We start from the raw sequence: 23,084 nt of genomic DNA, 5'->3' as shown, positions 1-23,084 counted from the left end.
TACGGAGATACCCTGTGAATAACTCTACATCGCATTCTTTAGCGGTAAAGACGCCGCTTTCCAGGCTTTACCTCGCTCTATTTTCCGCGCCGCTGTTACTGCTTTCACCTGCCGATTTCGCGCGTGCAGCCGATGCCATTTTTGATGGCGACTCACGTATTACCGAAACGCTGGGTTACACCGGAGACGTTTACGTTGGACGCAATCAACGCGGAAACCTGCTGATCGATAATGGCAAAATCACCGCCTATAACATCAATATCGGTCGGCTGTTCGACGGCCAAATTTATGAAAGCGTGGTCACAGTCCGTGGGCCAAACGCTGAGCTTAACGCGGTGAACGATCAGTACGTCCTGCGCGGCGACCTGAATCTTGGCCTCGGCACCCTGCGAGTCGAACAGGGCGCGCTGGCGAGCGCGAAAGAGATAGTTGTCGGCACCACCCGCGGCTACGACAGCCACCTTATCGCCACGGGCGCCGGATCTCGCGTAACCAGTAATTTCCTTAGCGTAGGTACCGATCTGGGCGCACGCTCCACGCTGGCGATTGAGGACGGCGCCGCGCTCAATACCACCTACGATGCGCGCATCGGCAATGGTACCGGGCCAGATGAAACCGACACACTGAGCCCGAAAGCCACCGTCACGGGGAGCGGCTCACAGTGGAATGTTGGCCGTACGCTGACGCTTAATGGCGACCTGGACGTGCTGAACGGCGGAGCGGTTAACGTTGGCGGCGTGCAGGTGGCGGGCGTCTCCGGGGCCGGGAAAACCGCCGAGCTGGTTATTGCGGGCAAAGACTCGCGCTTTACCAGCGACAGCAGCGTTAGCGTGGGCGATTATGGCAATGGCGTGCTGTCGGTTATTGACGGCGGTTCATTTTCCGCAGGCAGCAATGCGCTGATTGTAGGGACATCGGGCTCCGGTTCGAACCGGGGGGCGCTCATCATCGGCAGCCGCGGCAACATGGACACCGGCACGGGTATAACTGAGCCAACGCTTGGTACGGCAGGCGGCGCGGGTACCCTCGATGCGAAGACGGCAATCAGCCTGCGTGGCGGGCTATTCGGCAGTTATGTCTATTTCAACCATACCGACGAAAATTACATCTTCAGCAACAAGATGAGCGGCGAAGGTGAGGTGATAAATACCTCCGGACAGACAACGCTGAACGGCGATCTTTCGGCGCTTCAAGCGAACGTGACCGCGCGCGGTGGCAAAGTCATTATTGCCAGCAACATCAACACCCAGCCAGAAGACGATATTTTTGAGATTCAGACCCTTAGCGCCGAGAACGGCGGTACGCTGATCCTCAACGCAACGGCGGGATCCGACGTTAACAACGGACAAGGTTACAGTAGCGCCGCGTCAATCAAGGCCGGTGGCACGCTGGGGGGGAACGGCACGTTGGGCCAGACTGAGATCCTGTCCGGCGGGCAAATCTCGCCAGGGGATGGCGATATCGGCACGCTGACGCTGAAACGTTATCTGAACTTTATCGGCGAATCCTTCTATGACGTTGATATCGCGGGAGATGGCCGCAGTGACCAACTGCTGGTATCGGGCAAAACCACCATCAGCAATCAGGCTAAGGTACAGGTCACCGCGCTGGATCCGCAAACCAGCTACAAAACGGGCCAAAGCTATCGCATTTTAACCTCGAACGGGGGTATTGACGGCCAGTTCGCCGGAGCGATTTCCAAATCCGCCTTCCTGGACGTGGCGCTTAAGCAGAGCACCGACGCCGTCGATCTGACCATCGCGCAGAAAGAGACCGGCGGCGAGAATCCTGGAGGTGAAAATCCGGGCGGTGAAAACCCGGGTGGCGAGAACCCGGGTGGCGAGAACCCGGGTGGCGAGAACCCGGGAGGAGAAAACCCCGGCAGCGGCAAGCCAGGGATTTTCCAGACCGTGGCAAAGAGCAGCAACCAGTGGAATACCGCCGGCGCGCTCTCCACGCTCACGCAAAGCGGCCCGTCGCTGGCGCTGTATAACTCGCTACTGGTGCTGAGCGCACCGGAAGCGCGCGAGGCGTTTAACCAGCTGTCCGGAGAAGTTTATCCGTCAATGCAATCCAACCTGATAGCCGGCAGCACGCAGGTGTTTAACGTGTTAAACCAGCGTATGCAGCGCGCGTTTGATAACGACAGCCTGCCGATACCACCGTTAGCGATGTCGCTGGTGCAGCAGCCGGAGCCGCAAAACAATGGCGTCTGGGGCCAGACCTTCAGCTCCTGGAGCCGAAACAGCGGCGACGGTAACGTGGGCAAGCTGGACGGCAACACCACCGGTTTCCTGCTGGGGGCAGATCGTAAGCTGGCGGATCATAACGTACGTGTCGGTGGTTACTTCGGCTACAGCCGCGGTGATTACGACGTCGACAGCCGTCGTTCCTCAACAGATACCGACAACTATCACCTCGGCCTGTATGCAGCGGGTCAACAGGATGCGTTCTCCCTTCGCGGCGCACTGGGTTACACCTGGCACAAGATCGAAGGCGAGCGCAATGTTGATTTCAGCGGCTTCTCGGATCGGCTGAAGTCTGATTACGACGCCAACTCGCTGCTGGCGTTCACCGAAGCGGGCTACCGTTTCGGCCAGCCAGAGATGAATGTCGAGCCCTTTGTTAACCTCTCCTGGATTCGACTGCATACAGACAGTTTCAGGGAAGACGGCGGTGCCGCCGCGCTGAGCGTTCACAATGAAACCATGAAAACCTTCTATTCCACGCTCGGGGTGCGTGGTGTGACCGGATTGCCGAAGAACGTTAACCTCTACGGTTCGTTGGGCTGGCAGCACGCCTATGGCGATAAGAATACCTCTTCGCGTATGGCATTTGCGGGCAGCGACGCGTTCATTACCCAGGGTCAGGCCGTGGATGAGGACGTGATGGTGGGTGATATCGGCGTGAGCGTACAACTGTCGCGTGCTGCGACGCTGGATGTGGGCTATCAGGGGCAATATGGTGCCGATACCCGCGTCAACTCGGTTAACGCTAATCTGCGCTGGTCGTTCTGATTGATATCAACGCTGAAGTGCCGGGTTGCGCTACGTCGACCCGGCCTTCGTGGCGTTTTTTTTGGCCTATGACCCAATCAGGGATCGTTCCCATCTCCATCCAGCAGTTTGTTTTTAAAGATAAACAAACACGCCTCGTTAAAATTCTCCGCCCCCAGTCGTTCAGAGAGCGCCGTTCGCGTCCGGTAGAGGCTTTTAATCGAGGTGTTCAGTTCCTCCGCCACCTCTTCCATCGACATGCCCGCCCTGAGCAACCGCAGCATAATCGCTTCATGGGTACTCAACCGTAAGTTAAGCAGCCATTTGGTCGTCAGGCGCCTGCCTTTCATATTCAGCACCAGATTAAACAACGACGCCATGTCAGCCACCGGAAGCGCAGTATTCATAAACATCCTCATGCTGAGCTGATTCTCCTCCCGGTGCCGCATATCGAGCATGACGCAGCCGATTGTTTTTCTCGTTCTGGCCGGATGGCGTATCAGATAATCATACAGACGGAGCGGTGAACGGCTGTCAATCAGCACAGAATATTCATCTGCACTGTTATCAAATATCTTTCTGTCAATCGAGTCCAGCAGGATAATATCCGGAAAAAATATCCTCATTCCTCTGACGAGGTAGCGATCCTGTGTCACTAACACTATTGAAGTTGCCACTAACCATCCCTTTTAGATTAAAGCAAGAACGACCCTTCAGAAAGAAGACGCCTTCGTTTTATAGCGCTTTTACATGAACGATAAATGTATTCTGGCTTTGATCATCCCTCGACACGCACATTGATTTGTAAGACTTCCCATAGACTATCACTCAATGTCTGCTATTAATTATAAGTAAAAAACAAACGCAGAAAAGTCACCTCTCAAGATATTAAGAATTTTTGTCACGAAACTTCCCAAACATGCACCAGAAAGTACTTTAATTTATGCACAAAAGCCGCATTAAAAATATAAACAAAAACGTCACAATAAAAATAAATACATTATATATCAACGCGTTACAAATATAGATTCCGTTAAAAATAATCATAAAAATCACCCGGATACAGAATTATCTCAAAACAACAACCCGGCTTTTCAACATATTTATCCGTCAACATATCAGGTGTACATTACCTTTCACCGGTCCATAACGATAAGGATCCATAATTACCTTTAAGTAAGTACCTCATAACGTAACTGCATTCACATTTTACGCTCTCATTTATGGCCTTTAACGCTACGTATAAAGGCGGCCGTGTTGCGCAATGGATTTATGATAAACAAATGGCAAATAGATATGGAAAGATCACTTCGCTTCAATACTTTATTCTTTTACCGCGTTCCAAAATTATTGTGTCTGCTATTACTGTTTCCCATTCTGGTTCAGGCTGCCGAATCCGTATATGAACAACAGATTCAGCAGGCGCGCAATGGTAATTACACTTCGTTTCTCCATTACCTGCAGCGTTATCAACAACAGCATGCTCTGACGCCAGAACAAGTGGCAGACTGGCTGGAGGTTGCCTCCTGGGCGGGACGCGATGATGAGGTTATTGAGGTGTGGTTGCGTTATCACGTTTATATGCCCCTGCCCGCCCGGGGAGTGGCCGCAGCCGCGCAATCCAGGAGAAATCAAAAGCAGTGGCAATCTGCGCTCGCGCTCTGGAAGCAGGCCTGTAGCCTTGCACCGGAGAACGACGACTACCGTATCGGGTATATCAAAACCCTTGCCGATGCCCGCATGGATCGGCTGGCCCTGCAGGAAGCGCAAAAACGGGTAACAGCGCACCCCAGCCAGATTAACCTTGAGACGCTCGCCTATGTGTACTTACGCCAGGGGAAAAGCTGGGATCGTCTATTAGCGGACACCCGCGCCCTGAAGAGCGCCCCCGAGAATCACGTACTGCTCAGGGCACTCGTCGACGCCCTGAACGATAACCGGGTCAGTACGCCTGCCCTGCGGCTGTCACAGGGGATTTCTCTGCCGCCCGCACAACGGCGCCAGCTTGAACTTAACGCCGCCGCCGAACAGGTACGCCTTGCCGATGCGCCTGGGCGGACGGAAAAAGAGCGCCTGCGTCTCGCGCAAGCCGCACTGAATCGCTATGACGCCCTGCTTGCCCGCTGGCAACACGAACCGCAGGCGGCAGAAGATATCATTCGCGCCCGCGTCGACCGCCTTGGCGCGCTGTATGCGCATGGTGATTACCCGCAGGCGATCGCTGAATATCGCGCGCTGACGTCAGCTCACCATCCGGTGCCGGGCTGGGCAATCGGCTGGGTGATCTCTGCGTATCTTCAGGAGCAAAACGCCGACGCCGCCCTGGCACTCCTGCAAAAGTATCCTGACTATGCGCGTAACCCGCAGGATGAAGAACATCAGCTTTTCTATGCATATCTGGACACCGGACAGTATCAGGCCGCCCGTCACTATCTTGCGCAGATAACCCGCAACGTTCCCTGGGCTCGCTACGATTTCGGTTCGCCAACTGCCCAGCCCAACGATCAATGGCTTATCGGCCAGTCGCTCACGTTTCAGTATTTGCTGGCAACCCATGCCCTGCCGCAAGCAGAAGCCGTGGCGCACCGTCTGGCTGCCACGGCACCCGGCAACCAGGGGCTACAGATTGATTATGCCGCCCTGCTTCAGGCCCGCGGCCTGCCACGGGCCGCAGAGCAAAAGCTCAAAATGGCGGAGGTACTGGAGCCGTCAAATACAGAGCTGGAGCAGCAGCAGGCTTACGTCGCGATGGATCTGCAGGAGTGGCGACAAATGGAACTTCTGACCGACGACGTGCTCGCCCGTGCGCCACGTGACCGCAGCGTCCAGCGCCTGGACAGGCTCAGAAATGTGCATCATATGTCTGAACTGCGTCTGAACGCAGGCAAGGGATTGCACTCCGACAACCCGGTCAGCGGGACACACGATCTGAACTGGGACGCCACGCTCTATGGCCCACCAGTCGCTGATAACTGGCGACTGTTTGGCGGCACCCGCTTTGCCGAGGGCAATTTTGACGAAGGCAAAGGCACCAGCCGCCATCTGGTCGGCGGCGTCGAATGGCGGTCACGGGATATCTGGCTTGAAGCGGAGCTCTCCGGCAACCGTTATCACGGCACCCACACGCCTGGCGCTCGCCTCTCCGGTCAGTACAGCCTGAACGATCGCTGGCAATCTGGCGGCAGCCTTGAACGTCTGTCACGCACCACGCCGTTGCGGGCGTTACGCAATGGGATCCGTGCAGACCGCGCAGAAGGCTGGGTGCGCTGGTATCAGAACGAACGTCGTGAGTACCAGCTCAGCGCCGCCATCAGCCATTTTTCCGACCATAACCGCCGACAGGAGTACACCCTCACCGGCAAGGAGCGGCTCTGGCAAACGCCGACCCTGACGCTGGATCTTGAACCAGGCATCTCCGCCAGCGCGAATAGCCAGCGGGATACGCTCTATTACAACCCCGAGCGGGATCTGTCCGCGACGGCTGCGTTGTCCGTCGAGCATCAGCTGTACCGCTATTACGACACCCTCTGGAGCCAGCAACTGCTCGCCGGAGCCGGAGGATACTGGCAGAAAAATCAGTCTGCTGGCGCCATCACCCTGCTCGGCTACGGGCAACGCGTTCAATGGAACAACGTCGTGGATACCGGCGTGATGTTGAACTGGGATAAGCGCCCTTACGACGGCAAACGAGAAAGCAATCTCGCCGTCACTTTCGATGCGACTTTACGGTTTTAAGGATGAATATGTTGACCATTCGTTTTCCTGTGGGCCTGCTCATCATCGGCTGGTTATGCCTCAGCGCGAGCGTCTGCGCCCAGGCCATTTCGTTTATTTCGCCCAACGAGAGACCTCAGCCGGAAGCCAGTAAACCCTGGCCGAAGAATCACTTTCTCGTGCTGGCCTATCACGATGTGGAAGATGACGGCGCCGATCAGCGCTATCTCTCCGTGCGGACCAGCGCCTTAAACGAGCAGATAAGCTGGCTTGTGCATAACGGGTATAACGCCATCAGCGTGCAGGATATTCTGGATGCCCACGACGGTAAAAAAACGCTGCCGCCAAAGGCCTTTCTGCTCAGTTTTGATGACGGCTACAGCAGTTTTTATACCCGCGTCTGGCCGTTGATCCAGGCCTGGAATGTGCCAGCGCTGTGGGCCCCTGTTGGCAGTTGGGTGGATACGCCAGCACATCAAAACGTGAATTTTGGCGGTTTGATGACACCCCGGGACCGTTTCGCGACGTGGGACATGGTGCGCGAGTTAAGCCAGTCCCCGCTGATTGAGATCGGCTCGCATACCTGGGCTTCGCATTACGGTATACCGGCCAATCCACAGGGAAGCCGCGAACCGGCTATTGCCAGCCGCTTTTACGATAACGCGACAGGGCGCTACGAAACTGACCAGCAGTTCAGCCAGCGCATCGGCGATGACGTGCGGAAAGTCACCGAAAAAATCGCGCAGGTGACGGGCAAAGCGCCGCGTGCCTGGGTGTGGCCCTACGGTGCTGCCAACGGTACGTCGCTCGCCATTGCCAGACAGCAGGGTTATCAGTTGGCCTTTACCCTTGAGGACGGGCTGGCAGATGTGCGTCACCTGGACAACATCCCGCGCCTGTTAATCTCCGCGAATCCCTCGCTTAAAGCCTTTGCCAGCAGCATCGCGCAGATTCAGGAGACCGACCCTGTGCGCGTGATGCATGTCGATCTGGATTACGTTTATGACCCCGATCCGGCTCAGCAGACCAAAAACATCAATACGCTGATCCAGCGGGTCTACGACATGAAAATCAGCCATGTTTTCCTGCAGGCATTTTCCGATCCCCTCGGCAACGGCACAATTAACGCGCTCTACTTCCCCAACCGTCGGCTGCCCGTGCGTGCCGATCTCTTTAACTTTGTCGCCTGGCAACTGCAAACCCGCACGGGCGTAAAAGTCTACGCGTGGATGCCGGTTCTCTCGTTCGATCTCTCCCCTGCACTGCCGCGCGTGCAGCGTCGGGATCGGCAAACGGGCCAGGTACGCGCCGCCACCGAGCCCTATACCCGGCTTTCGCCGTGGGATCCGCAGGTTCGCCAGCAGGTGACCGAAATCTATGAAGATCTGGCCCGCTATGCCAGCTTCAATGGGATCTTGTTCCATGACGATGCGGTGCTGACGGATCAGGATGATGCCGGGCAGCAGACAACGCGCCAGAAAAGCCAGACGCTAATCGGGTTTACCCACGCCCTGAGCCTGGCGGTGAAGCATATCCGCGGTCCGCAGATAAAAACCGCGCGCAATATGTTCGCCCTGCCGATCCTCGACCCGGCGAGCGAGGCGTGGTTTGCGCAGAATCTTGATGACTTCCTGGCGGAGTATGACTGGACGGTGCCGATGGCCATGCCGCTGATGGAGTCCGTCCCGGCAGACGAGAGCAACGCCTGGCTAACGCGCCTGGTTAAGACCGTCGCAACTCGCCCCGGCGCGCTGAATAAAACCATTTTTGAGCTGCAGGCCCGTGACTGGGCGCAGACACCGCAACGCGCCGTACCCGATAGTCGCCTGGCGGAGTGGATGCGCGTGCTCCAGCTTAACGGCAGCAAACATTACGGTTACTACCCCGACGATTTCATCCATAACCAACCTGATCTTTCCCGTATCAGGCCTGAATTCTCTTCGTACTGGTATCCTGACAATGACTGATCGCCTTATCGCCTTCTCAATTTTATGCCTGGTATTTGGGTTGCCATTAGGCGTGGCCGCCCTCTTTACCGGCGAACTGATTCTGGATTTTGTCTTCTTCTGGCCCCTGTTCATGTCCGTATTCTGGATCACCGGGGGGCTCTATTTCTGGTTTCAGCTTGAACGACACTGGTCATGGAACAGAAAAACGCCCGCCCCGACGTTAGAGGGCGATCCGTTAATTTCGATCCTCATTCCCTGTTTCAATGAGGAACGCAACGCCCGGGAGACGATCGGTGCCGCGCTGGCCCAGCGTTACCCGAATATCGAGGTCATCGCCATCAACGATGGTTCTTCCGATAACACCGCGCAGGTGCTGCAACAGCTGGCGCAGGAGCAGCCGCGACTGCGCGTCATTCATCTGGCGGAGAATCAGGGGAAAGCCGTGGCGCTGAAAGCGGGCGCAGCGGCGGCCCGGGGAGACCTTCTGGTCTGTATTGATGGCGATGCCCTGCTCGATCGCGATACCGCCGCTTATCTGGTTGCCCCGCTGATCCACTACCCCCACGTGGGCGCCGTGACCGGGAACCCGCGTATTCGCACGCGCTCCACGTTAATTGGCCGCATTCAGGTGGGCGAATTCTCCTCCATCATAGGGCTCATCAAACGCACGCAGCGGATCTATGGCCGGGTCTTTACCGTCTCTGGCGTCATCGCGGCCTTTCGCCGTCAGGCGCTGGCGGACGTGGGATACTGGAGCCCGGATATGATCACCGAAGATATCGACATCAGCTGGAAGCTTCAGCTTCGCCACTGGGATATTTTTTTCGAGCCGCGCGCGCTGTGCTGGATCCTGATGCCGGAGACGCTAAAAGGGCTGTGGAAACAGCGCCTGCGCTGGGCTCAGGGCGGCGCGGAGGTGTTTCTGGTCAATCTTCGCAAGATCGTGCGCTGGGAGCATCATCGCATGTGGCCGCTGTTTTTAGAGTACGCCCTGTCAACGCTGTGGGCGTTCGCGTATGCGGTGACGGTGCTGTTATTTATCATAAGCACCCTCACGCCGCTCCCGGCAAACCTGACCGTCACGAGCCTGTTCCCGCCGGAATTCACCGGGCTCCTGCTGGGAGTGATGTGCCTGCTGCAGTTCCTCGTCAGTTTGTATATCGAGCGACGCTATGAACGTAACGTGGCGAGTTCGCTTTTCTGGATCATCTGGTTTCCGATGGTGTACTGGATGATCGGCCTGTTCACCACCCTCGTCGCCTTCCCAAAGGTCATGCTTAAACGCCAGCGCTCACGCGCGCGCTGGATCAGTCCGGACAGAGGTAAAGGGAGCATTCAATGAACGAAAACACGTTAATCCTGACTGAACATCGGCTGGTGCCCCGGCTGTTTGATGCAGCGTTAACCCTGCTGGCCTGGGGAGGATTTCTCTTTTTCCTCTATGCCAACCTGTGGATGCAGATAACCAACGAGAGCGACTACCGCTGGGGCGTGATTATTGCCTCCTTTAAGACGGTGCTGATCTATTTGCTGATCGCCGCGCTAAACGGCTGGCTGCTGATCCTGTGGTATCAATATAATCGCCGCCGCGCGCATGCAAGACGACATCACCGCCCTGCAACGCTTAAGCACGACGAGCTGGCCCGCAGCTTTAACGTGACGCCGCAAATCATCTCAGAGATGAGCCAGTACAATTTACTGACGGTCTATCATGACCAGATCGGTCGCATCATTGATTTGAAAATCAGTCAGCAGGACGAGGAATAAACCTCAGGCATCCGCAGGTTCTCCCTGCGGATGCTGATTCTGCCCGGTTACTTATCCTTCACCACAATCAGCGGTTCAATATCGCTCTCTTTTTTCACCACCAGCGTTTCATCCCCACGCAGGCAGGTTCCGCCGTAATTCCCGCCCACGGTAAAGGTACAGACCTGAATATATTTGCCGTCCACCTTCGGCAAACACCACAGCTGCTGGTAGATATTCTTGCGATCGACAAACTTGCCGCTGGATTTATCCAGCAGTTCATCCTGGGCGCTGATCAGATCGATATTACTGCCGCAACGGCCGGCAATGGGTTTGACGGCATAACCGGTCTGTTTCAGCAGCGCGTTAACCTCAAAATCGGTATCGAGCAGGTAGCGGTGGTTAGGGAACAGCTGCCACAGCACCGGCAGGATCGCCTTATTGCCAGGGATCACCGTCCACAGCGGTTCAAACACCAGCACTTCCGGGCGCAGCAGGACGTCAATCAGCCGCACCTCGCCTGCCGGGTGACCGGTGCGGATTGGCACGGCAGCGTATTCGGTTTCGCTGACCTCCCGAATCTGCTCGATTGCCGTCTCCCACGCCCAGGTTTTCCACACGCAGTTGACGTGGCGACCTTCGTCGTCGATTAACTGCCCGGCAGCATCCCAGCTCAGCGCGCCCAGACCGTGCAGAATTTTGGTGTCAAACCCGGCCTGCAGCAGCGAGCGCTGAATAAAGAGCGCGTGGTAGTCTTCTTCGACATCGTTGTCCTGCATGATGTGCACGAACGGACGCGCATGGCTGTGTTTCCATGCGCCGGTCAGCTCTTCCAGCAGACCTTCTGCCGGGTTGTGCCCATTGCCGCGATAACCGTTTTTGACCCACTCTTCCAGAATTAACCCGCCCTCGGTGTGGCAAGAGGCGGAATCAGCGTTGTACTCGTAAACCTTAATGCCGCGCTCATCCATACAGAAATCCATACGACCGGTGATCATATGGTGGCGACGCCACTGCCAGGAGAGACGCAGGCGCGGCCAGAGGATTTTGGGGATATCGAAAAGCGCCAGTAAGTTATCATCTTTCAGCACTTTGTCGGTGGCATGCAGGTACATCAGATGCAGTTCATTGGTCGCTTTAATCAGCTCCTGCTCGGCGCTTTCAGTAATCGTGAAATAGTGGCAGGGATCGTTATTAATAACGTGGCCGTTGGCGCGGATGTAGGCCTGCTGCAGGGCGTCATTTTCGTTGAGCCATTTTCCGTCGTATTGACGTTTATTCTTCAACCGCGCACCGCTGATTTTCAGCAGTTCGCCGTCAGGTTCGGGCTGGGGAATACTGTGCTCCGTGTCGTCCGTCTGGATCATCCAGCCAAGGATTTCGGTATCGCTGAAGGTGTCATGAAGCGTGTAACAGCCGTTCTCAACGGTCATGCGCAGTTCGCGGGTCCACTGTTGTCCGAGCGGAAGCGGGGAGTGAATAACATTCTGCTCGGCAATGCGGACCTTGCCATCTAAAAGCTGGGTGATTACCGCGACATGGCCGGTTTCATGAAACTCGCCGCCCTTTTGCCAGATGAGCAGCGCCCCGGCCTGCGGCGCACGTTTCGAGCCGTTGGCAAAAGCCTGTAACGGCAGAATATTATCGTTCACCACCTGGCGCAAAAAACGCAGGGAGAAGATCTCCCACGCCATCCCGACGTCGGTAAACACGAAGCCATAGTTGAGGAACAGAAAACGGCGGGCGAACTCCACACACTGCCACTTGTGGCCCATGTATTCGTTGCCGATATAGCTGCGGAAATCCGCGTCTTGCGGGTACTTACGCGGGTCCAGACTGCCGTAATTTGAAGAGTAAATCGCCACGCCACCGGGCGCATAGCCTAACAACGTCCCGAATGGCGCATCACTGCTTAACTTTCCTTTACGCATGTATCCAACCTAAAACAGGCAGGCGGCAATTTTTGGAAGGGTTGTCGTCGTCTGCACGTTGTAATTAACCTGACAGAGGTAGGGTTATCATACACCTCCCCTGACCTTTGCGCTCAGTTCGTTAAACGGTCTATTCATCTCCTGCTACACTGCCTCAACACATCACAAAAAAGGCAGGCCAACATGTCAGACGAAAATACCTATCAGCCACCCAAAGTGTGGGAATGGAAAAAGAACGGCGGCGGGGCGTTCGCCAACATCAACCGTCCTGTTTCTGGTGCCACACATGAGAAAGATCTGCCCGTCGGTTCGCATCCGCTGCAGCTTTACTCCCTGGGCACGCCGAACGGCCAGAAAGTGACGATCATGCTCGAAGAGCTGCTGGCGCTGGGCGTAACGGGCGCGGAGTACGACGCGTGGCTGATCCGCATCGGTGAAGGCGATCAGTTCTCCAGTGGCTTTGTTGAGGTGAACCCGAACTCGAAAATACCGGCGCTTCGTGACCACTCCACCACCCCGCCAACGCGCGTATTTGAATCCGGCAACATCCTGCTCTATCTGGCAGAGAAGTTCGGTCATTTCCTGCCAAAAGATCCGGCTGGCCGCACGGAAACCCTGAACTGGCTGTTCTGGCTGCAGGGCGCGGCCCCGTTCCTCGGTGGCGGTTTCGGCCATTTCTACAACTATGCGCCAGTGAAGATCGAGTACGCGATTGACCGCTTCACGATGGAAGCCAAGCGCCTGTTCGACGTACTGGATAAACAGCTCGCCCGCGGCCGTTACGTGGCGGGTGAAGAATACACCATCGCCGATATGGCGGTCTGGCCGTGGTTTGGCTGCGTGGCGCTGGGCAGCGTCTACAACGCCGCCGAGTTCCTGGACGCAGAGAAGTACACCAACGTCCAGCGCTGGGCGAAAGACGTAGCGAACCGCCCTGCAGTGAAGCGCGGACGGATTGTGAACCGCACCAACGGTGAGCTTAACGAGCAACTCCACGAACGCCACGCGGCGAGCGACTTCGAGACCAAAACCGAAGATAAGCGTCAGGCGTGATGCAATGCCGGGCGGGTAACCGCCCGGCCAGGCAAATCCTTGTCCAGGGCATGATTAGCTTAAGGGTTGGGCCGGTATTACTGGCACTATGCGGACGTTTTTCTCCAGCCAGACGGCGAGAAGCGACGTTTCAACCGACAGCAGTCACAAAGGATTTGTTATGAAAGCAATCAATACAGCGCTGGTGATCAGCATCCTTCTTTTTTCTACCTCAGGTATGGCGATGGATAAAACCGCCGCCGGTGCGGTAGCAGGCGCGGCGATTGGGGCGGCCACAGGTAAAGATCTGAAATCCACCGTAGGCGGCGCGGTCGTGGGTGCAGGCACGGGTGCGATGTTCAAAAACGGTGACAAAGGTAAAGCCGCGCGTAAAGGCGGTGCCGTAGGCGCTGTTGTTGGTGCAGGTGCCGCTGCCGTAACGGGCAACAGCGTACTGAAAGGTGCCGCTGTGGGTGCGGGTTCAAGCGCGCTGATTGGTGAAGCGACGCACTGATAACCGCCGTAGGTCTGCATTTCAAACCGATATGATAAAGAAACCCAGCTATTACGCTGGGTTTTTATATTCTCTCGGTTCCGATTGAGAAACAGGAAGTATTGCCGCAATCGTTACGGGTAGCCCCCTGCTTGCGGTTTCCTTATGTACTGAACTTTCTTCGGTAAGTTTTCAGCGTCCATTCTCCGTAATTTCTTTTATTTTGCTTACGTTGGTCACCTGGGGATTATTGGTCTGATACAGTATACTTTCGCCTGATTAGGGAGGACGTGATGGCTATCAGTGAGAAAGACCTGCTTGAGGCGGGTTTCAGCAAAAGCGAAGTAGACAATTTACAGGGCCGACTCACAGCAGCCGGAGGCACAATGCAGCATCTCATCGATGCGCTCTCACGGCGCTTCCGGGTTTCGGTATGGGTCACGGTCGCGCTGGTTCTGGTTATGCTGGTCACCCTTATCATCGGCAGCCGGACACACATTCTTTCCGGGGGCATGAGTTCCCTTGTTGTCCTGATCATCGCCTGGGTGACCTTTCCACCAGTTCTGGGCTGGAAAGCATTCCGCCTGCAAAAGACTATTTCCCGGCAGGCTCGATAGTCAGTAAATCAAGCGCCACTTTGGCTTTAACACCCCATCCCGCAATTTTAAGCGCCATCGCGGGACGTGGCGTATCAGATACTTTCCTGAAGAAATCGGGCCTGGTCCAGTACCACAGCCGTTGTGCTTCGGGTTTCAGCCTCAGACCATACGCGCCGTAGACTTCACTGAAGAGCGTGACAGCCTTATAGGTCCCCAGCCCTTGTTGCCGGCTGAAGCCCAGGAATTCTGCGACCTCCATCGAGCCGTCAGCGAAAATTCCCTCCGTTTGCTTATCACCGAGGAGGTTGTGTGCGGCCTCACGTGAAATAGTGTTAAGCCCGTTAACAACAATCACGGCACCGGCCACCACGCCCACCGGCGTCATGGAGGACATCATGACGATCCCGCCAAAGATAGCCGCCCCTGCTACCACCACGTCAACAGCCGAGATGATGTAGCCCACAATTTTGTTCTCGTCCCGGACAACCTTCACCTCGGCATAGAGTTTTGCATAGCCGGTTTTAAGAGCACGGGACTGTTCAAGCAGACTGGTATTCTCAGCACGCAATGCCTGCAGACAGGCCATACAGTCATCATCCGTTTTTGCCCGGCGTGCGGCCTCAAATTGAGCCATGATGAATGCCCTGATCTCATCTACAAACTGAATCCGGATAAAACCATCCTGAAGATGCATAGCCGCTACCGTATTGGCCGTATTAACCAGTTTCCTGGCCTCCAGGTTGATCATAGTTTCTGCCCAGGCACGGGGGTTCTGGCCGGGTAAAAGCAAAGTGTCCATTTATTGCCTCGCTTATCGGTTTTTGAAAGCATATTCCCGAAACGATTTTTGACAACAAATAATAGCGTTGAAATTCCCCTGTCCGTCGCCAACTGAGTGAAAACTTGCCACCACATTCCTGAGAACAATCCGGTGAAAGGCCGCACGAGGCGGCCTTTACATGTTATGCCGTGAGACGGAACTTCTGCACCGAACGCTGAAGCTCTTCGGTCTGCCGCTCAAGTGCCGCTGCCGCGGCGGAGACCTGCTCCACCAGCGAGGCGTTTTGCTGGGTCACACCGTCCATCTGCGTAATGGCAACCCCGACCTGGGAAATGCCTTTGCTTTGCTCCTCAGAGGCTGACGCAATCTGCTTCATGATGGTGGTCACTTCCGTTACATCGCGCAGAATCGCTTCCATGGTGGTCCCCGTGTCGTTCACCAGTTGAGCCCCCTGCTCGACGCGAGCGACGGAATCGGCAATCAGCCCTTCAATCTCTTTCGCCGCGTTGGCGCTGCGGCTGGCCAGATTACGCACCTCACCTGCCACCACGGCAAAGCCACGGCCTTGCTCACCCGCTCGCGCCGCTTCCACTGCTGCGTTGAGCGCCAGGATATTGGTCTGGAAGGCGATACTGTTAATCACGGTGGTGATTTCAGCAATTTTCTTCGAGCTGTCGGAAATACCGCTCATGGTGGTCACCACCTCCTCCACCAGCGAGCCACCGCGGCTGGCCGTGGTCGATGCCACATCCGCCAGCTGGCTTGCCTGACGTGCGCTTTCGGCGTTCAGCTTCACGGTGGCAGTGAGTTGCTCCATGCTGGCTGCTGTCTCTTCCAGCGCGGCAGCCTGCTCTTCGGTACGGGAGGAGAGATCGTTGTTACCGCTGGAGATCTCGGTCGCCCCGCGCCAGATATTTTCACTGCCCGCGCGGATCGTGCTGACCGCCTCACGCAGGCTGTCCTGCATGGCACTCAGCAACGGCACCAGCTGTCCCACACAGTTACGACCAAACGGTTCAATGGGCTGGCTGAGATCGCCCTGCGCAATCTGGCGGAACTGCTGACGAATTCGGTCCAGCGGTTTCACCAGCATCGCCACCAGGTAACGGTCGCTAAAGAGCAGGATCAGCAGACCAATCACGGTGGCGGCAATAATCACCGTGCGGGTCATACTGGTCAGGCCATCCACCACTACGCGGGTACTGTCGAGGGCCTTCGCAGCGGCGTTATTGAACTCCTCAGCGGCCGCACCAAACGCACGGCTCAACTGTGGCGTGACGTTATTAGCCTGCTGGCGATAACCATCCAGCGCGCCCAGCTTCGCCTGCTGCATTTGCGGCGTAACGCCCTGCTCGAGCAGCGCCTGCCAGGTGCCGATCACCCGGGAGGAGACCTGTTCATCCATCGGGCCCGGAGAGATCGCTTTCATCTCGGCCAGTTTTTTGCCCATGTTATCCAGCGCCTGCTGGGCGGAGGCCAGATCCGGTGTACCGCCGGCGGCTTTGACTTCCATCGCGCGGCTCAGTCGGGTAACGAAGCGGAAATACTGATCGTTGCCCTGGCTGAGTATGGTCATCTGTTTCACCAGCTGGCGATCGACTTCATTGCCATCCGAAACGCGAGAGAGGGACCAGGTGCTGTAGAGTCCAACGCCTGCCCACATTAAACAAAAGATCCCCAGGATCGTCAGCATGACGAAACGGATCGTGAAATTACGGAGCATGTTCATAAGTGTTCCTTGCCGTGAGGGTGAGTTCGCCCAGAGGCGAGTACTACTCTCGTTATCGGCAGGAACCGCGGAAATTATAACCTTTTGTAACTATTTTTCGTTAGCGTGGCTTCACAGGTACCACAGCACCGATTAACGCTTAGAGGCCTTTCCCGCCGCGACATCGCTTCACGAGCAGATTTATGGTTTGATAATCAAAGAATGAAAACGCTGTTTCAAAAATTCATCGATAAGAAAGGAGACATCATGTCCTGGCACCCTAACCCCGGCCGTTATGAAAATATGCAGTACCGCTACTGTGGCAAAAGCGGGCTGCGCCTGCCTGCGCTGTCGCTCGGCCTGTGGCATAGCTTCGGCCATGTTCAGCCGCTCGACACCCAGCGTGCGCTACTGCGTAAAGCCTTCGACCTCGGTATCACCCATTTCGATCTTGCCAATAACTACGGCCCGCCTGCGGGGAGCGCGGAAGAGAACTTTGGTCGCCTGCTGCGGGAGGATTTTGCCGCCTGTCGCGACGAGCTGATTATCTCCACCAAAGCGGGTTACGACATGTGGCCGGGACCGTATGGCTCGGGCGGCTCGCGCAAATATCTGCTCGCCAGCCTCGACCAGAGCCTGAAGCGTATGGGTCTGGAATATGTCGATATTTTCTATTCCCATCGCGTGGATGAGAACACGCCGATGGAAGAGACCGCTGCCGCGCTGGCCCATGCGGTGCAGAGCGGTAAAGCGCTGTATGTCGGAATTTCGTCCTATTCAACGGCGCGCACGCAGAAAATGGCTGACCTGCTTCGCGAATGGAAAATCCCACTGCTCATACATCAGCCATCGTACAACCTGCTTAACCGCTGGGTGGATAAAACCGGCCTGCTGGAGACGCTAAAGCAAAACGGTACCGGCTGTATTGCGTTTACCCCGCTGGCGCAGGGGTTGCTGACCGGAAAATACCTCAACGGTATTCCTGAAGGTTCGCGGATGCAGCGCGAGGGGAATAAAGTACGCGGACTGACGCAAAAGATGCTGACCGAAGCCAATCTGAACAGTCTGCGCTTGCTTAATGAGATGGCACAGGCACGTGGTCAGACAATGGCGCAGATGGCGCTAAGCTGGCTGCTGAAAGATGAGCGCGTAACGTCCGTGCTGATTGGCGCGAGCCGCCCGGAACAGCTGGAAGAGAACGTTCAGGCGCTGAAAAACCTGCGCTTTAGCGAAGAGGAGCTGATACGCATTGATAAGCATGTTGCGGATGGAGAGTTGAATCTGTGGCAGGCGTCGTCGGATAAATAGTGCGGTCTGTTACCCTCTCCCACAGGGAGAGGGTGGTTAAGAAGGAAATTACTTCTTGCTGATCTTATCCAGATACCCCATCACAAACGCCGAAAGCACAAACGTGAGATGGATAATGACATACCACATCAGTTTGTTGTCCGGGACATTCTTTGCGTCCATGAACACGCGTAACAGGTGAATGGAGGAGATCGCCACAATCGAGGCGGCCACTTTATTCTTCAGCGACGTGGCATCCATTTTGCCCAGCCAGCTCAGCTTTTCTTTACGCGCGTCGATATCAAGCTGGGAGACAAAATTCTCATAGCCAGAGAACATCACCATCACCAGTAAGCCCCCCACCAGCGTCATATCCACCAGTGACAGCAGAACCAGAATCAAATCTGCTTCGGCAATGGAAAAGATGTTCGGCAGAACATGCAAGATTTCCTGGAAGAACTTAATCGTGAGCGCAATCAGCGCCAGCGAAAGGCCAAAATAGACGGGTGCCAGTATCCAGCGCGAGGCGTACATAGCGTTTTCAAAGAAGCGTTCCATAAAGTCCTGTCTGCAAACGAAACCAGCACTCAGTATATCGCAACGGCGCTGACTGTTTGCAACAACTAACCATTACACGTTGTTAGGATCCACCTCAGGGCGCGCATACTCCGGCCAGACCAGCACCACCAGCTCCGGATAGGCTTCCAGGCTGAACTCGCGAAAGCACTGACGCAGGTTTAATACGTCTAAATCGGAATACGAGACCTTCTCACCATTCAGACAGCGCTTTTTGATATTGTCGTAATATTTATAGACCGCTGAATTCAGGTCACTGCAGCGACGCTGCGCTTCAAACAGGCCCGGCGTGTCATTAATTTCCGACATTTTCATCCGCTTTATTGTCGCGTGCAAAAAGTCGATATATTCATGGTTCACCCGCCAGTACCAAACCGGCGTCACCGAGTTCATCAAAACAGAGAAATGGTCTTCACCTTCCTCTTTAGTCATCAGTTCAGGCTGTGGGATTTCACTGGTGTCTTTCGACTCTTTCGTTTTATTGAACTCCTGCATCAATAAAAGAACACCAGCGGTCAGTAATAGTAATGTAATGACCGTAAAAAAGATGCTGTTCATGGGTTGGCTCCATTTTTTTTGATTTTAAAATTGCCTCATGATATTGTCAACGAATCTCACGCCTTTATCTTCCCCACCTTGTTGAAATTAAAGGAAATTAAAAAATGTTGCCCGACTATCTCGTCCCGGCTAAGTACCACATCACGCCTGTGGAACAGCAACCGACGGAAGCAGAAAAAGAGGCTAATTTCACTCAGGGAAAAAGAAAGCTCGCTGATTTTGAGCCTGACATATTAATTGGTGTTTCCCGTAGCGGCAAATCCCGTAATATGTTGCTGGAAGAGCACGATCGTCATATAAAGGATCGCTTATTTCGCGCCATCAAAATTGAAGCCTTTGTCCACCTGTTGAATGACCTGCAGGCAGAAGGCGAAATAGATGCCCAGAAACTAAGTCAAATAATGGCCGAAAAGACCAAAGAAATAAATGAAGCGGGCAATGAAATTTGGCTTAATCTAATTACGCGAGAAAAAAACAACCCTATTTTTTATAACCTGGGGGAAGATTAATGTGAAAGACGTTAAAGATAACGATGTCTATTTGACTTTAGATGAGAAAAAAAGTGACGAATTTATCTTAAAGCAAAATCTCGAGGCTTTGCGTAACACCAAAAACGCCGAGATGACGCGTATTACCCAGGATCTGGTTTCCATTCCGGCGACGCTGGTGCGCCTGAAATGGCAGAACCGCCGCGAGATTTATCCCTTACAGGTCAAGGAAGAGATTTACGGCGCCGTGATGAATGCCATCATCGAACAACGGCCCGAGCTGAAAGAGAAGCTTCTGGGGCGTCTGGAGGCCAATTATCAGTATCTGCTGGCCAGAGAAACCGCGACCCTGCGCCTGACGCGCAAACTGTCCGACGGCGAGTATCGTACCTCAAACGTCACCAGCGTCGCGCTTGACGAGGACGCGCTGGCAACCCTCTCTCCCGCGTCGACGGATAACAAACACGAATAACCCGACAGGCATAAAAAAAGCCGGCTTTCGCCAGCTTCTTCGTTATTTCGCGGCCGCTTTCTCTTCGCCGACCAGCCCAATCTTCAGATAACCCGCCTGATGCAGCGTATCCATGACCTTCATCATGGTCTCGTAATCAACGGTTTTATCCGCACGGAAGAAGACCGTCGTGTCTTTCTTACCGCCAGTGAGCTGATCCAGCGCCGGGATGACAGAGTCAGCCGTCACCGGGTCGTTGCCGAGGAACATCGTTTTATCTGCTTTCACCGACAGATAGATGGGCTTTTCCGGGCGCGGCTGCGGCTGGCTGGACGAGGCCGGCAGGTTTACCTTCACGTCGACCGTCGCCAGCGGCGCAGCAACCATGAAGATAATCAGCAGAACCAGCATAACGTCGATAAACGGCGTCACGTTGATTTCATGCATTTCGCCGTTATCGTCCAGATTTTCATTAAGACGCATTGCCATAATTCATTAACCTACGCGCAGTTTGGACGCCGCGTGCACCGGTTTAGCGGCACTGGCATTCAGATCAAGATCGCGGCTTTGCAGCAGCAGAACCTGTGCGGCGACATCACCGAGGGTGGCTTTATAGCTGCCAATCATGCGCGCGAAGACGTTATAGATAACCACCGCAGGGATCGCCGCAACCAGACCGATAGCGGTCGCCAGCAGCGCTTCGGCGATACCCGGTGCAACTACCGCCAGGTTCGTCGTTTGGGTTTGCGCAATCCCGATAAAGCTGTTCATGATGCCCCAGACCGTACCGAACAGACCCACGAACGGCGAGATGGCCCCGATGGTCGCCAGATAACCATTACCCCGGCCCATATGACGGCCCACGGCGGCGACGCGACGCTCCAGACGGAAGCCGGTACGTTCTTTAATACCTTCGTTATCTTCACTGCCTGCGGAGAGTTCCAGCTCGTTTTGCGCTTCGTTAACTAACAGGGTGGTCAGGCTTTTCGCGTGGAAGGATGAGGTCATATCAGACGCCTGATCCAGAGAGCGGGCTTCAGCCAGCTGCTGTTGCTCACGCTTGAGGCGGCGCTTCTGAGAAATCAGCTCGGCGCTCTTGCCAAAGAAGATAGCCCACGTGATCACGGACGCCAGAATCAGGCCGATCATCACAATCTTAACCACGATGTCAGCATGATGATACATGCCCCAAACGGAGAGATCCGTCTGCATCAAATTATTACCCACTCTGTATCTCCAGGACGCAAATCACAAAATCTGAACGTAATAATATCAAAACATCGTCGAATTGATAGTCGTTCTCATTACTATTTACATAGTGCCGCAATTTTCGCTCATATTCCTTGCGCTTACGCAGTAAAAATTTCTTATGCGGTTTTTTGCTAATATTTTCTGCTTATTCGATAAGCATCCGGGTGCAGATTTTCACATTCGTGGTAGTCTGGACGTCCAGACGTATAAAAACAGGGTTAGCGAACATGACCAAGAAGCATCTTGATACCACGCTGGTACAGGCCGGGCGCAGCAAGAAATATACTCAGGGTTCGGTGAACAGCGTGATCCAACGGGCCTCCTCGCTGGTGTTTGATACCGTAGAGGACAAAAAAATCGCCACGCGTAACCGCGCCAAAGGCGGGCTGTTTTACGGACGTCGTGGCACGCTAACCCACTTCTCACTGCAGGAAGCCATGTGCGAGCTGGAAGGCGGCGCAGGCTGCGCGCTGTTTCCGTGCGGTGCGGCGGCAGTCGCCAACACCATTCTGGCGTTCGTGGAACAAGGCGACCATATTCTGATGACCAACACCGCCTATGAACCGAGTCAGGATTTCTGCACCAAAATCCTCTCCCGACTCGGCGTAACCACGGGCTGGTTCGATCCGCTGATTGGCGAAGGCATCGCAGAGCTTATTCAGCCCAACACGCGCATTGTGTTCCTGGAATCTCCGGGTTCGATCACCATGGAAGTACACGACGTGCCGGCCATTGTGAAAGCCGTGCGCAGCAAAGCGCCAGAGGCGATTATCATGATCGACAACACCTGGGCGGCGGGCGTGCTGTTTAAAGCGCTGGAATTCGACATTGATATCTCCATTCAGGCGGCGACCAAATATCTGATTGGCCACTCAGACGGGATGATCGGCACGGCCGTTTCTAACGCCCGCTGCTGGGATCAACTGCGGGAAAATGCCTACCTGATGGGGCAGATGGTCGATGCCGATACCGCCTACATGACCAGCCGAGGCATCCGCACGCTGGGGGTGCGCCTGCGTCAGCATCACGAAAGCAGCCTGAAGATAGCTGAGTGGCTGGCGCAGCACCCGCAGGTTGAGCGCGTCAACCATCCGGCACTGCCGGGCAGTAAAGGGCATGAATTCTGGCAACGAGACTTTACGGGCAGCAGCGGTTTGTTCTCATTCGTTCTAAAAAAACGGCTGAATAATGACGAGCTGGCAAGCTATCTGGATAATTTTACCCTCTTCAGCATGGCCTACTCCTGGGGCGGGTTTGAATCCCTGATCCTGCCAAATCAGCCGGAGCAGATTGCGGCCCTGCGCCCTGGCGGTGAAGTGGACTTCAGCGGCACCCTGATTCGCCTGCATATCGGTTTAGAAAACGCGGACGATTTAATTGCCGATTTAGCAGCAGGGTTTGCGCGTATCGTGTAGAGTGCTGGCAAACATGTACTCCATGGATGCTTTTGTGGACACCGCCACCAGAAAAGTCTGCATTAGTTGCGCCCGCGATCAACCCCATCGGGCAAATAAGGGAGTACAA

20 protein-coding genes are annotated in these 23,084 nt (G+C 55.2%); 12 read left to right on the top strand and 8 right to left on the bottom strand.

What is annotated here, in order from left to right; genetic code table 11:
- Positions 1-14 precede the first annotated feature (14 nt).
- Entirely contained in the window at positions 15-3,017 is a 3,003-nt protein-coding gene (locus tag EQV24_RS13575) for an autotransporter outer membrane beta-barrel domain-containing protein (RefSeq protein ID WP_130626691.1), read from the top strand.
- A gap of 77 nt (positions 3,018-3,094) precedes the next feature.
- Here the strand turns inward: EQV24_RS13575 and EQV24_RS13570 are convergent, their stop codons facing one another.
- Entirely contained in the window at positions 3,095-3,622 is a 528-nt protein-coding gene (locus tag EQV24_RS13570) for a LuxR C-terminal-related transcriptional regulator (RefSeq protein ID WP_045902695.1), read from the bottom strand.
- A 670-nt stretch (positions 3,623-4,292) separates the two neighbouring features.
- Here EQV24_RS13570 and pgaA point away from each other — a divergent pair.
- From pgaA to pgaD, 4 genes are read left to right on the top strand one after another with little or no spacing between them, the layout of a single operon-like run.
- On the top strand, positions 4,293-6,731 hold the full coding sequence (gene pgaA, locus EQV24_RS13565; RefSeq protein WP_130626690.1) for a poly-beta-1,6 N-acetyl-D-glucosamine export porin PgaA: 2,439 nt from the start codon (positions 4,293-4,295) through the stop codon (positions 6,729-6,731).
- Positions 6,732-6,739: 8 nt separating this feature from the next.
- Positions 6,740-8,677 carry a poly-beta-1,6-N-acetyl-D-glucosamine N-deacetylase PgaB gene (gene pgaB, locus EQV24_RS13560; protein ID WP_130626689.1) on the top strand — a complete coding sequence of 646 codons (1,938 nt, stop codon included), beginning with the start codon at positions 6,740-6,742 and terminating at the stop codon, positions 8,675-8,677.
- Positions 8,670-10,001, top strand: a complete 1,332-nt coding sequence (gene pgaC / locus EQV24_RS13555) for a poly-beta-1,6-N-acetyl-D-glucosamine synthase (protein WP_058681067.1) — start codon at positions 8,670-8,672, stop codon at positions 9,999-10,001. Before pgaB ends, pgaC begins: the two co-directional genes overlap by 8 nt.
- Complete coding sequence (gene pgaD, locus EQV24_RS13550) at positions 9,998-10,426, top strand: poly-beta-1,6-N-acetyl-D-glucosamine biosynthesis protein PgaD (RefSeq protein ID WP_038420574.1); 429 nt, start codon at positions 9,998-10,000, stop codon at positions 10,424-10,426. Before pgaC ends, pgaD begins: the two co-directional genes overlap by 4 nt.
- A gap of 47 nt (positions 10,427-10,473) precedes the next feature.
- On the opposite strand, the gene gss is transcribed toward pgaD, so the two are convergent.
- Positions 10,474-12,336, bottom strand: coding sequence for a bifunctional glutathionylspermidine amidase/synthase (gene gss, locus EQV24_RS13545; RefSeq protein ID WP_029882959.1), 1,863 nt, complete (start codon positions 12,334-12,336; stop codon positions 10,474-10,476).
- A 183-nt stretch (positions 12,337-12,519) separates the two neighbouring features.
- Between gss and yghU the strand changes: the two genes are divergently transcribed.
- The 3 genes from yghU to EQV24_RS13525 all read left to right on the top strand — a co-directional run bounded on the left by yghU (position 12,520) and on the right by EQV24_RS13525 (position 14,478).
- Positions 12,520-13,389 carry a glutathione-dependent disulfide-bond oxidoreductase gene (gene yghU / locus EQV24_RS13540; RefSeq protein WP_013098701.1) on the top strand — a complete coding sequence of 290 codons (870 nt, stop codon included), beginning with the start codon at positions 12,520-12,522 and terminating at the stop codon, positions 13,387-13,389.
- A gap of 160 nt (positions 13,390-13,549) precedes the next feature.
- Positions 13,550-13,882 (top strand): glycine zipper domain-containing protein, encoded by a 333-nt coding sequence (locus EQV24_RS13535; protein ID WP_130626688.1) that lies wholly within the window; start codon positions 13,550-13,552, stop codon positions 13,880-13,882.
- Positions 13,883-14,154: 272 nt separating this feature from the next.
- The gene (locus EQV24_RS13525) at positions 14,155-14,478 is read left to right on the top strand and encodes a hypothetical protein (RefSeq protein WP_038420575.1); all 324 of its coding nucleotides are present in this window, start codon (positions 14,155-14,157) and stop codon (positions 14,476-14,478) included.
- Here the strand turns inward: EQV24_RS13525 and EQV24_RS13520 are convergent.
- The gene (locus EQV24_RS13520) at positions 14,456-15,094 is read right to left on the bottom strand and encodes a DUF4225 domain-containing protein (RefSeq protein ID WP_224787910.1); all 639 of its coding nucleotides are present in this window, start codon (positions 15,092-15,094) and stop codon (positions 14,456-14,458) included. The two genes, EQV24_RS13525 and EQV24_RS13520, sit on opposite strands and share 23 nt — an antisense overlap.
- 328 nt (positions 15,095-15,422) lie before the next feature.
- Positions 15,423-16,970, bottom strand: coding sequence for a methyl-accepting chemotaxis protein (locus tag EQV24_RS13515; protein WP_020689507.1), 1,548 nt, complete (start codon positions 16,968-16,970; stop codon positions 15,423-15,425).
- Positions 16,971-17,216: 246 nt separating this feature from the next.
- On the opposite strand from EQV24_RS13515, the gene EQV24_RS13510 reads away from it, so the two are divergent.
- The gene (locus tag EQV24_RS13510; protein ID WP_023622102.1) at positions 17,217-18,257 is read left to right on the top strand and encodes an aldo/keto reductase; all 1,041 of its coding nucleotides are present in this window, start codon (positions 17,217-17,219) and stop codon (positions 18,255-18,257) included.
- 48 nt (positions 18,258-18,305) lie between these two features.
- On the opposite strand, the gene EQV24_RS13505 is transcribed toward EQV24_RS13510, so the two are convergent.
- Positions 18,306-18,794 carry a TIGR00645 family protein gene (locus tag EQV24_RS13505; RefSeq protein ID WP_013098707.1) on the bottom strand — a complete coding sequence of 163 codons (489 nt, stop codon included), beginning with the start codon at positions 18,792-18,794 and terminating at the stop codon, positions 18,306-18,308.
- A 72-nt stretch (positions 18,795-18,866) separates the two neighbouring features.
- Positions 18,867-19,370 (bottom strand): RNA helicase, encoded by a 504-nt coding sequence (locus tag EQV24_RS13500; protein WP_130626687.1) that lies wholly within the window; start codon positions 19,368-19,370, stop codon positions 18,867-18,869.
- 104 nt (positions 19,371-19,474) lie between these two features.
- On the opposite strand from EQV24_RS13500, the gene EQV24_RS13495 reads away from it, so the two are divergent.
- Positions 19,475-19,879: a hypothetical protein gene (locus EQV24_RS13495; protein WP_013098709.1), complete on the top strand. Its 405-nt coding sequence runs from the start codon at positions 19,475-19,477 to the stop codon at positions 19,877-19,879.
- A 1-nt stretch (position 19,880) separates the two neighbouring features.
- Complete coding sequence (locus EQV24_RS13490; protein ID WP_108454118.1) at positions 19,881-20,330, top strand: cytoplasmic protein; 450 nt, start codon at positions 19,881-19,883, stop codon at positions 20,328-20,330.
- A 42-nt stretch (positions 20,331-20,372) separates the two neighbouring features.
- On the opposite strand, the gene exbD is transcribed toward EQV24_RS13490, so the two are convergent.
- On the bottom strand, positions 20,373-20,798 hold the full coding sequence (gene exbD / locus EQV24_RS13485; protein ID WP_028028121.1) for a TonB system transport protein ExbD: 426 nt from the start codon (positions 20,796-20,798) through the stop codon (positions 20,373-20,375).
- Positions 20,799-20,804: 6 nt separating this feature from the next.
- The gene (exbB, locus tag EQV24_RS13480; protein ID WP_013098712.1) at positions 20,805-21,536 is read right to left on the bottom strand and encodes a tol-pal system-associated acyl-CoA thioesterase; all 732 of its coding nucleotides are present in this window, start codon (positions 21,534-21,536) and stop codon (positions 20,805-20,807) included.
- Between the two features lie 251 nt (positions 21,537-21,787).
- On the opposite strand from exbB, the gene metC reads away from it, so the two are divergent.
- Complete coding sequence (gene metC, locus EQV24_RS13475; RefSeq protein WP_013098713.1) at positions 21,788-22,975, top strand: cystathionine beta-lyase; 1,188 nt, start codon at positions 21,788-21,790, stop codon at positions 22,973-22,975.
- The last annotated feature ends 109 nt before the right edge of the window (positions 22,976-23,084 follow it).

It is taken from the genome of Enterobacter sp. A8 (assembly GCF_004296595.1).
In the GTDB taxonomy this organism is placed as follows: domain Bacteria; phylum Pseudomonadota; class Gammaproteobacteria; order Enterobacterales; family Enterobacteriaceae; genus Enterobacter; species Enterobacter cloacae.
Note: the sequence above shows the minus strand (reverse complement) of the source record. Positions and strands in the feature narration are given on the sequence as shown.

Bases quoted from the DNA above. Each gene is read 5' to 3' on its own strand.
- EQV24_RS13515 (WP_020689507.1), bottom strand. From the start codon at position 16,970: ATGAACATGCTCCGTAATTTCACGATCCGTTTCGTCATGCTGACGATC.
- metC (WP_013098713.1), top strand. From the start codon at position 21,788: ATGACCAAGAAGCATCTTGATACCACGCTGGTACAGGCCGGGCGCAGC.
- EQV24_RS13500 (WP_130626687.1), bottom strand. From the start codon at position 19,370: ATGAACAGCATCTTTTTTACGGTCATTACATTACTATTACTGACCGCT.
- pgaB (WP_130626689.1), top strand. From the start codon at position 6,740: ATGTTGACCATTCGTTTTCCTGTGGGCCTGCTCATCATCGGCTGGTTA.
- EQV24_RS13520 (WP_224787910.1), bottom strand. From the start codon at position 15,094: ATGGCTCAATTTGAGGCCGCACGCCGGGCAAAAACGGATGATGACTGT.
- EQV24_RS13510 (WP_023622102.1), top strand. From the start codon at position 17,217: ATGTCCTGGCACCCTAACCCCGGCCGTTATGAAAATATGCAGTACCGC.
- EQV24_RS13570 (WP_045902695.1), bottom strand. From the start codon at position 3,622: ATGAGGATATTTTTTCCGGATATTATCCTGCTGGACTCGATTGACAGA.
- EQV24_RS13495 (WP_013098709.1), top strand. From the start codon at position 19,475: ATGTTGCCCGACTATCTCGTCCCGGCTAAGTACCACATCACGCCTGTG.
- pgaA (WP_130626690.1), top strand. From the start codon at position 4,293: ATGGAAAGATCACTTCGCTTCAATACTTTATTCTTTTACCGCGTTCCA.
- EQV24_RS13505 (WP_013098707.1), bottom strand. From the start codon at position 18,794: ATGGAACGCTTCTTTGAAAACGCTATGTACGCCTCGCGCTGGATACTG.
- gss (WP_029882959.1), bottom strand. From the start codon at position 12,336: ATGCGTAAAGGAAAGTTAAGCAGTGATGCGCCATTCGGGACGTTGTTA.
- exbD (WP_028028121.1), bottom strand. From the start codon at position 20,798: ATGGCAATGCGTCTTAATGAAAATCTGGACGATAACGGCGAAATGCAT.
- EQV24_RS13525 (WP_038420575.1), top strand. From the start codon at position 14,155: ATGGCTATCAGTGAGAAAGACCTGCTTGAGGCGGGTTTCAGCAAAAGC.
- pgaC (WP_058681067.1), top strand. From the start codon at position 8,670: ATGACTGATCGCCTTATCGCCTTCTCAATTTTATGCCTGGTATTTGGG.
- yghU (WP_013098701.1), top strand. From the start codon at position 12,520: ATGTCAGACGAAAATACCTATCAGCCACCCAAAGTGTGGGAATGGAAA.
- EQV24_RS13535 (WP_130626688.1), top strand. From the start codon at position 13,550: ATGAAAGCAATCAATACAGCGCTGGTGATCAGCATCCTTCTTTTTTCT.
- pgaD (WP_038420574.1), top strand. From the start codon at position 9,998: ATGAACGAAAACACGTTAATCCTGACTGAACATCGGCTGGTGCCCCGG.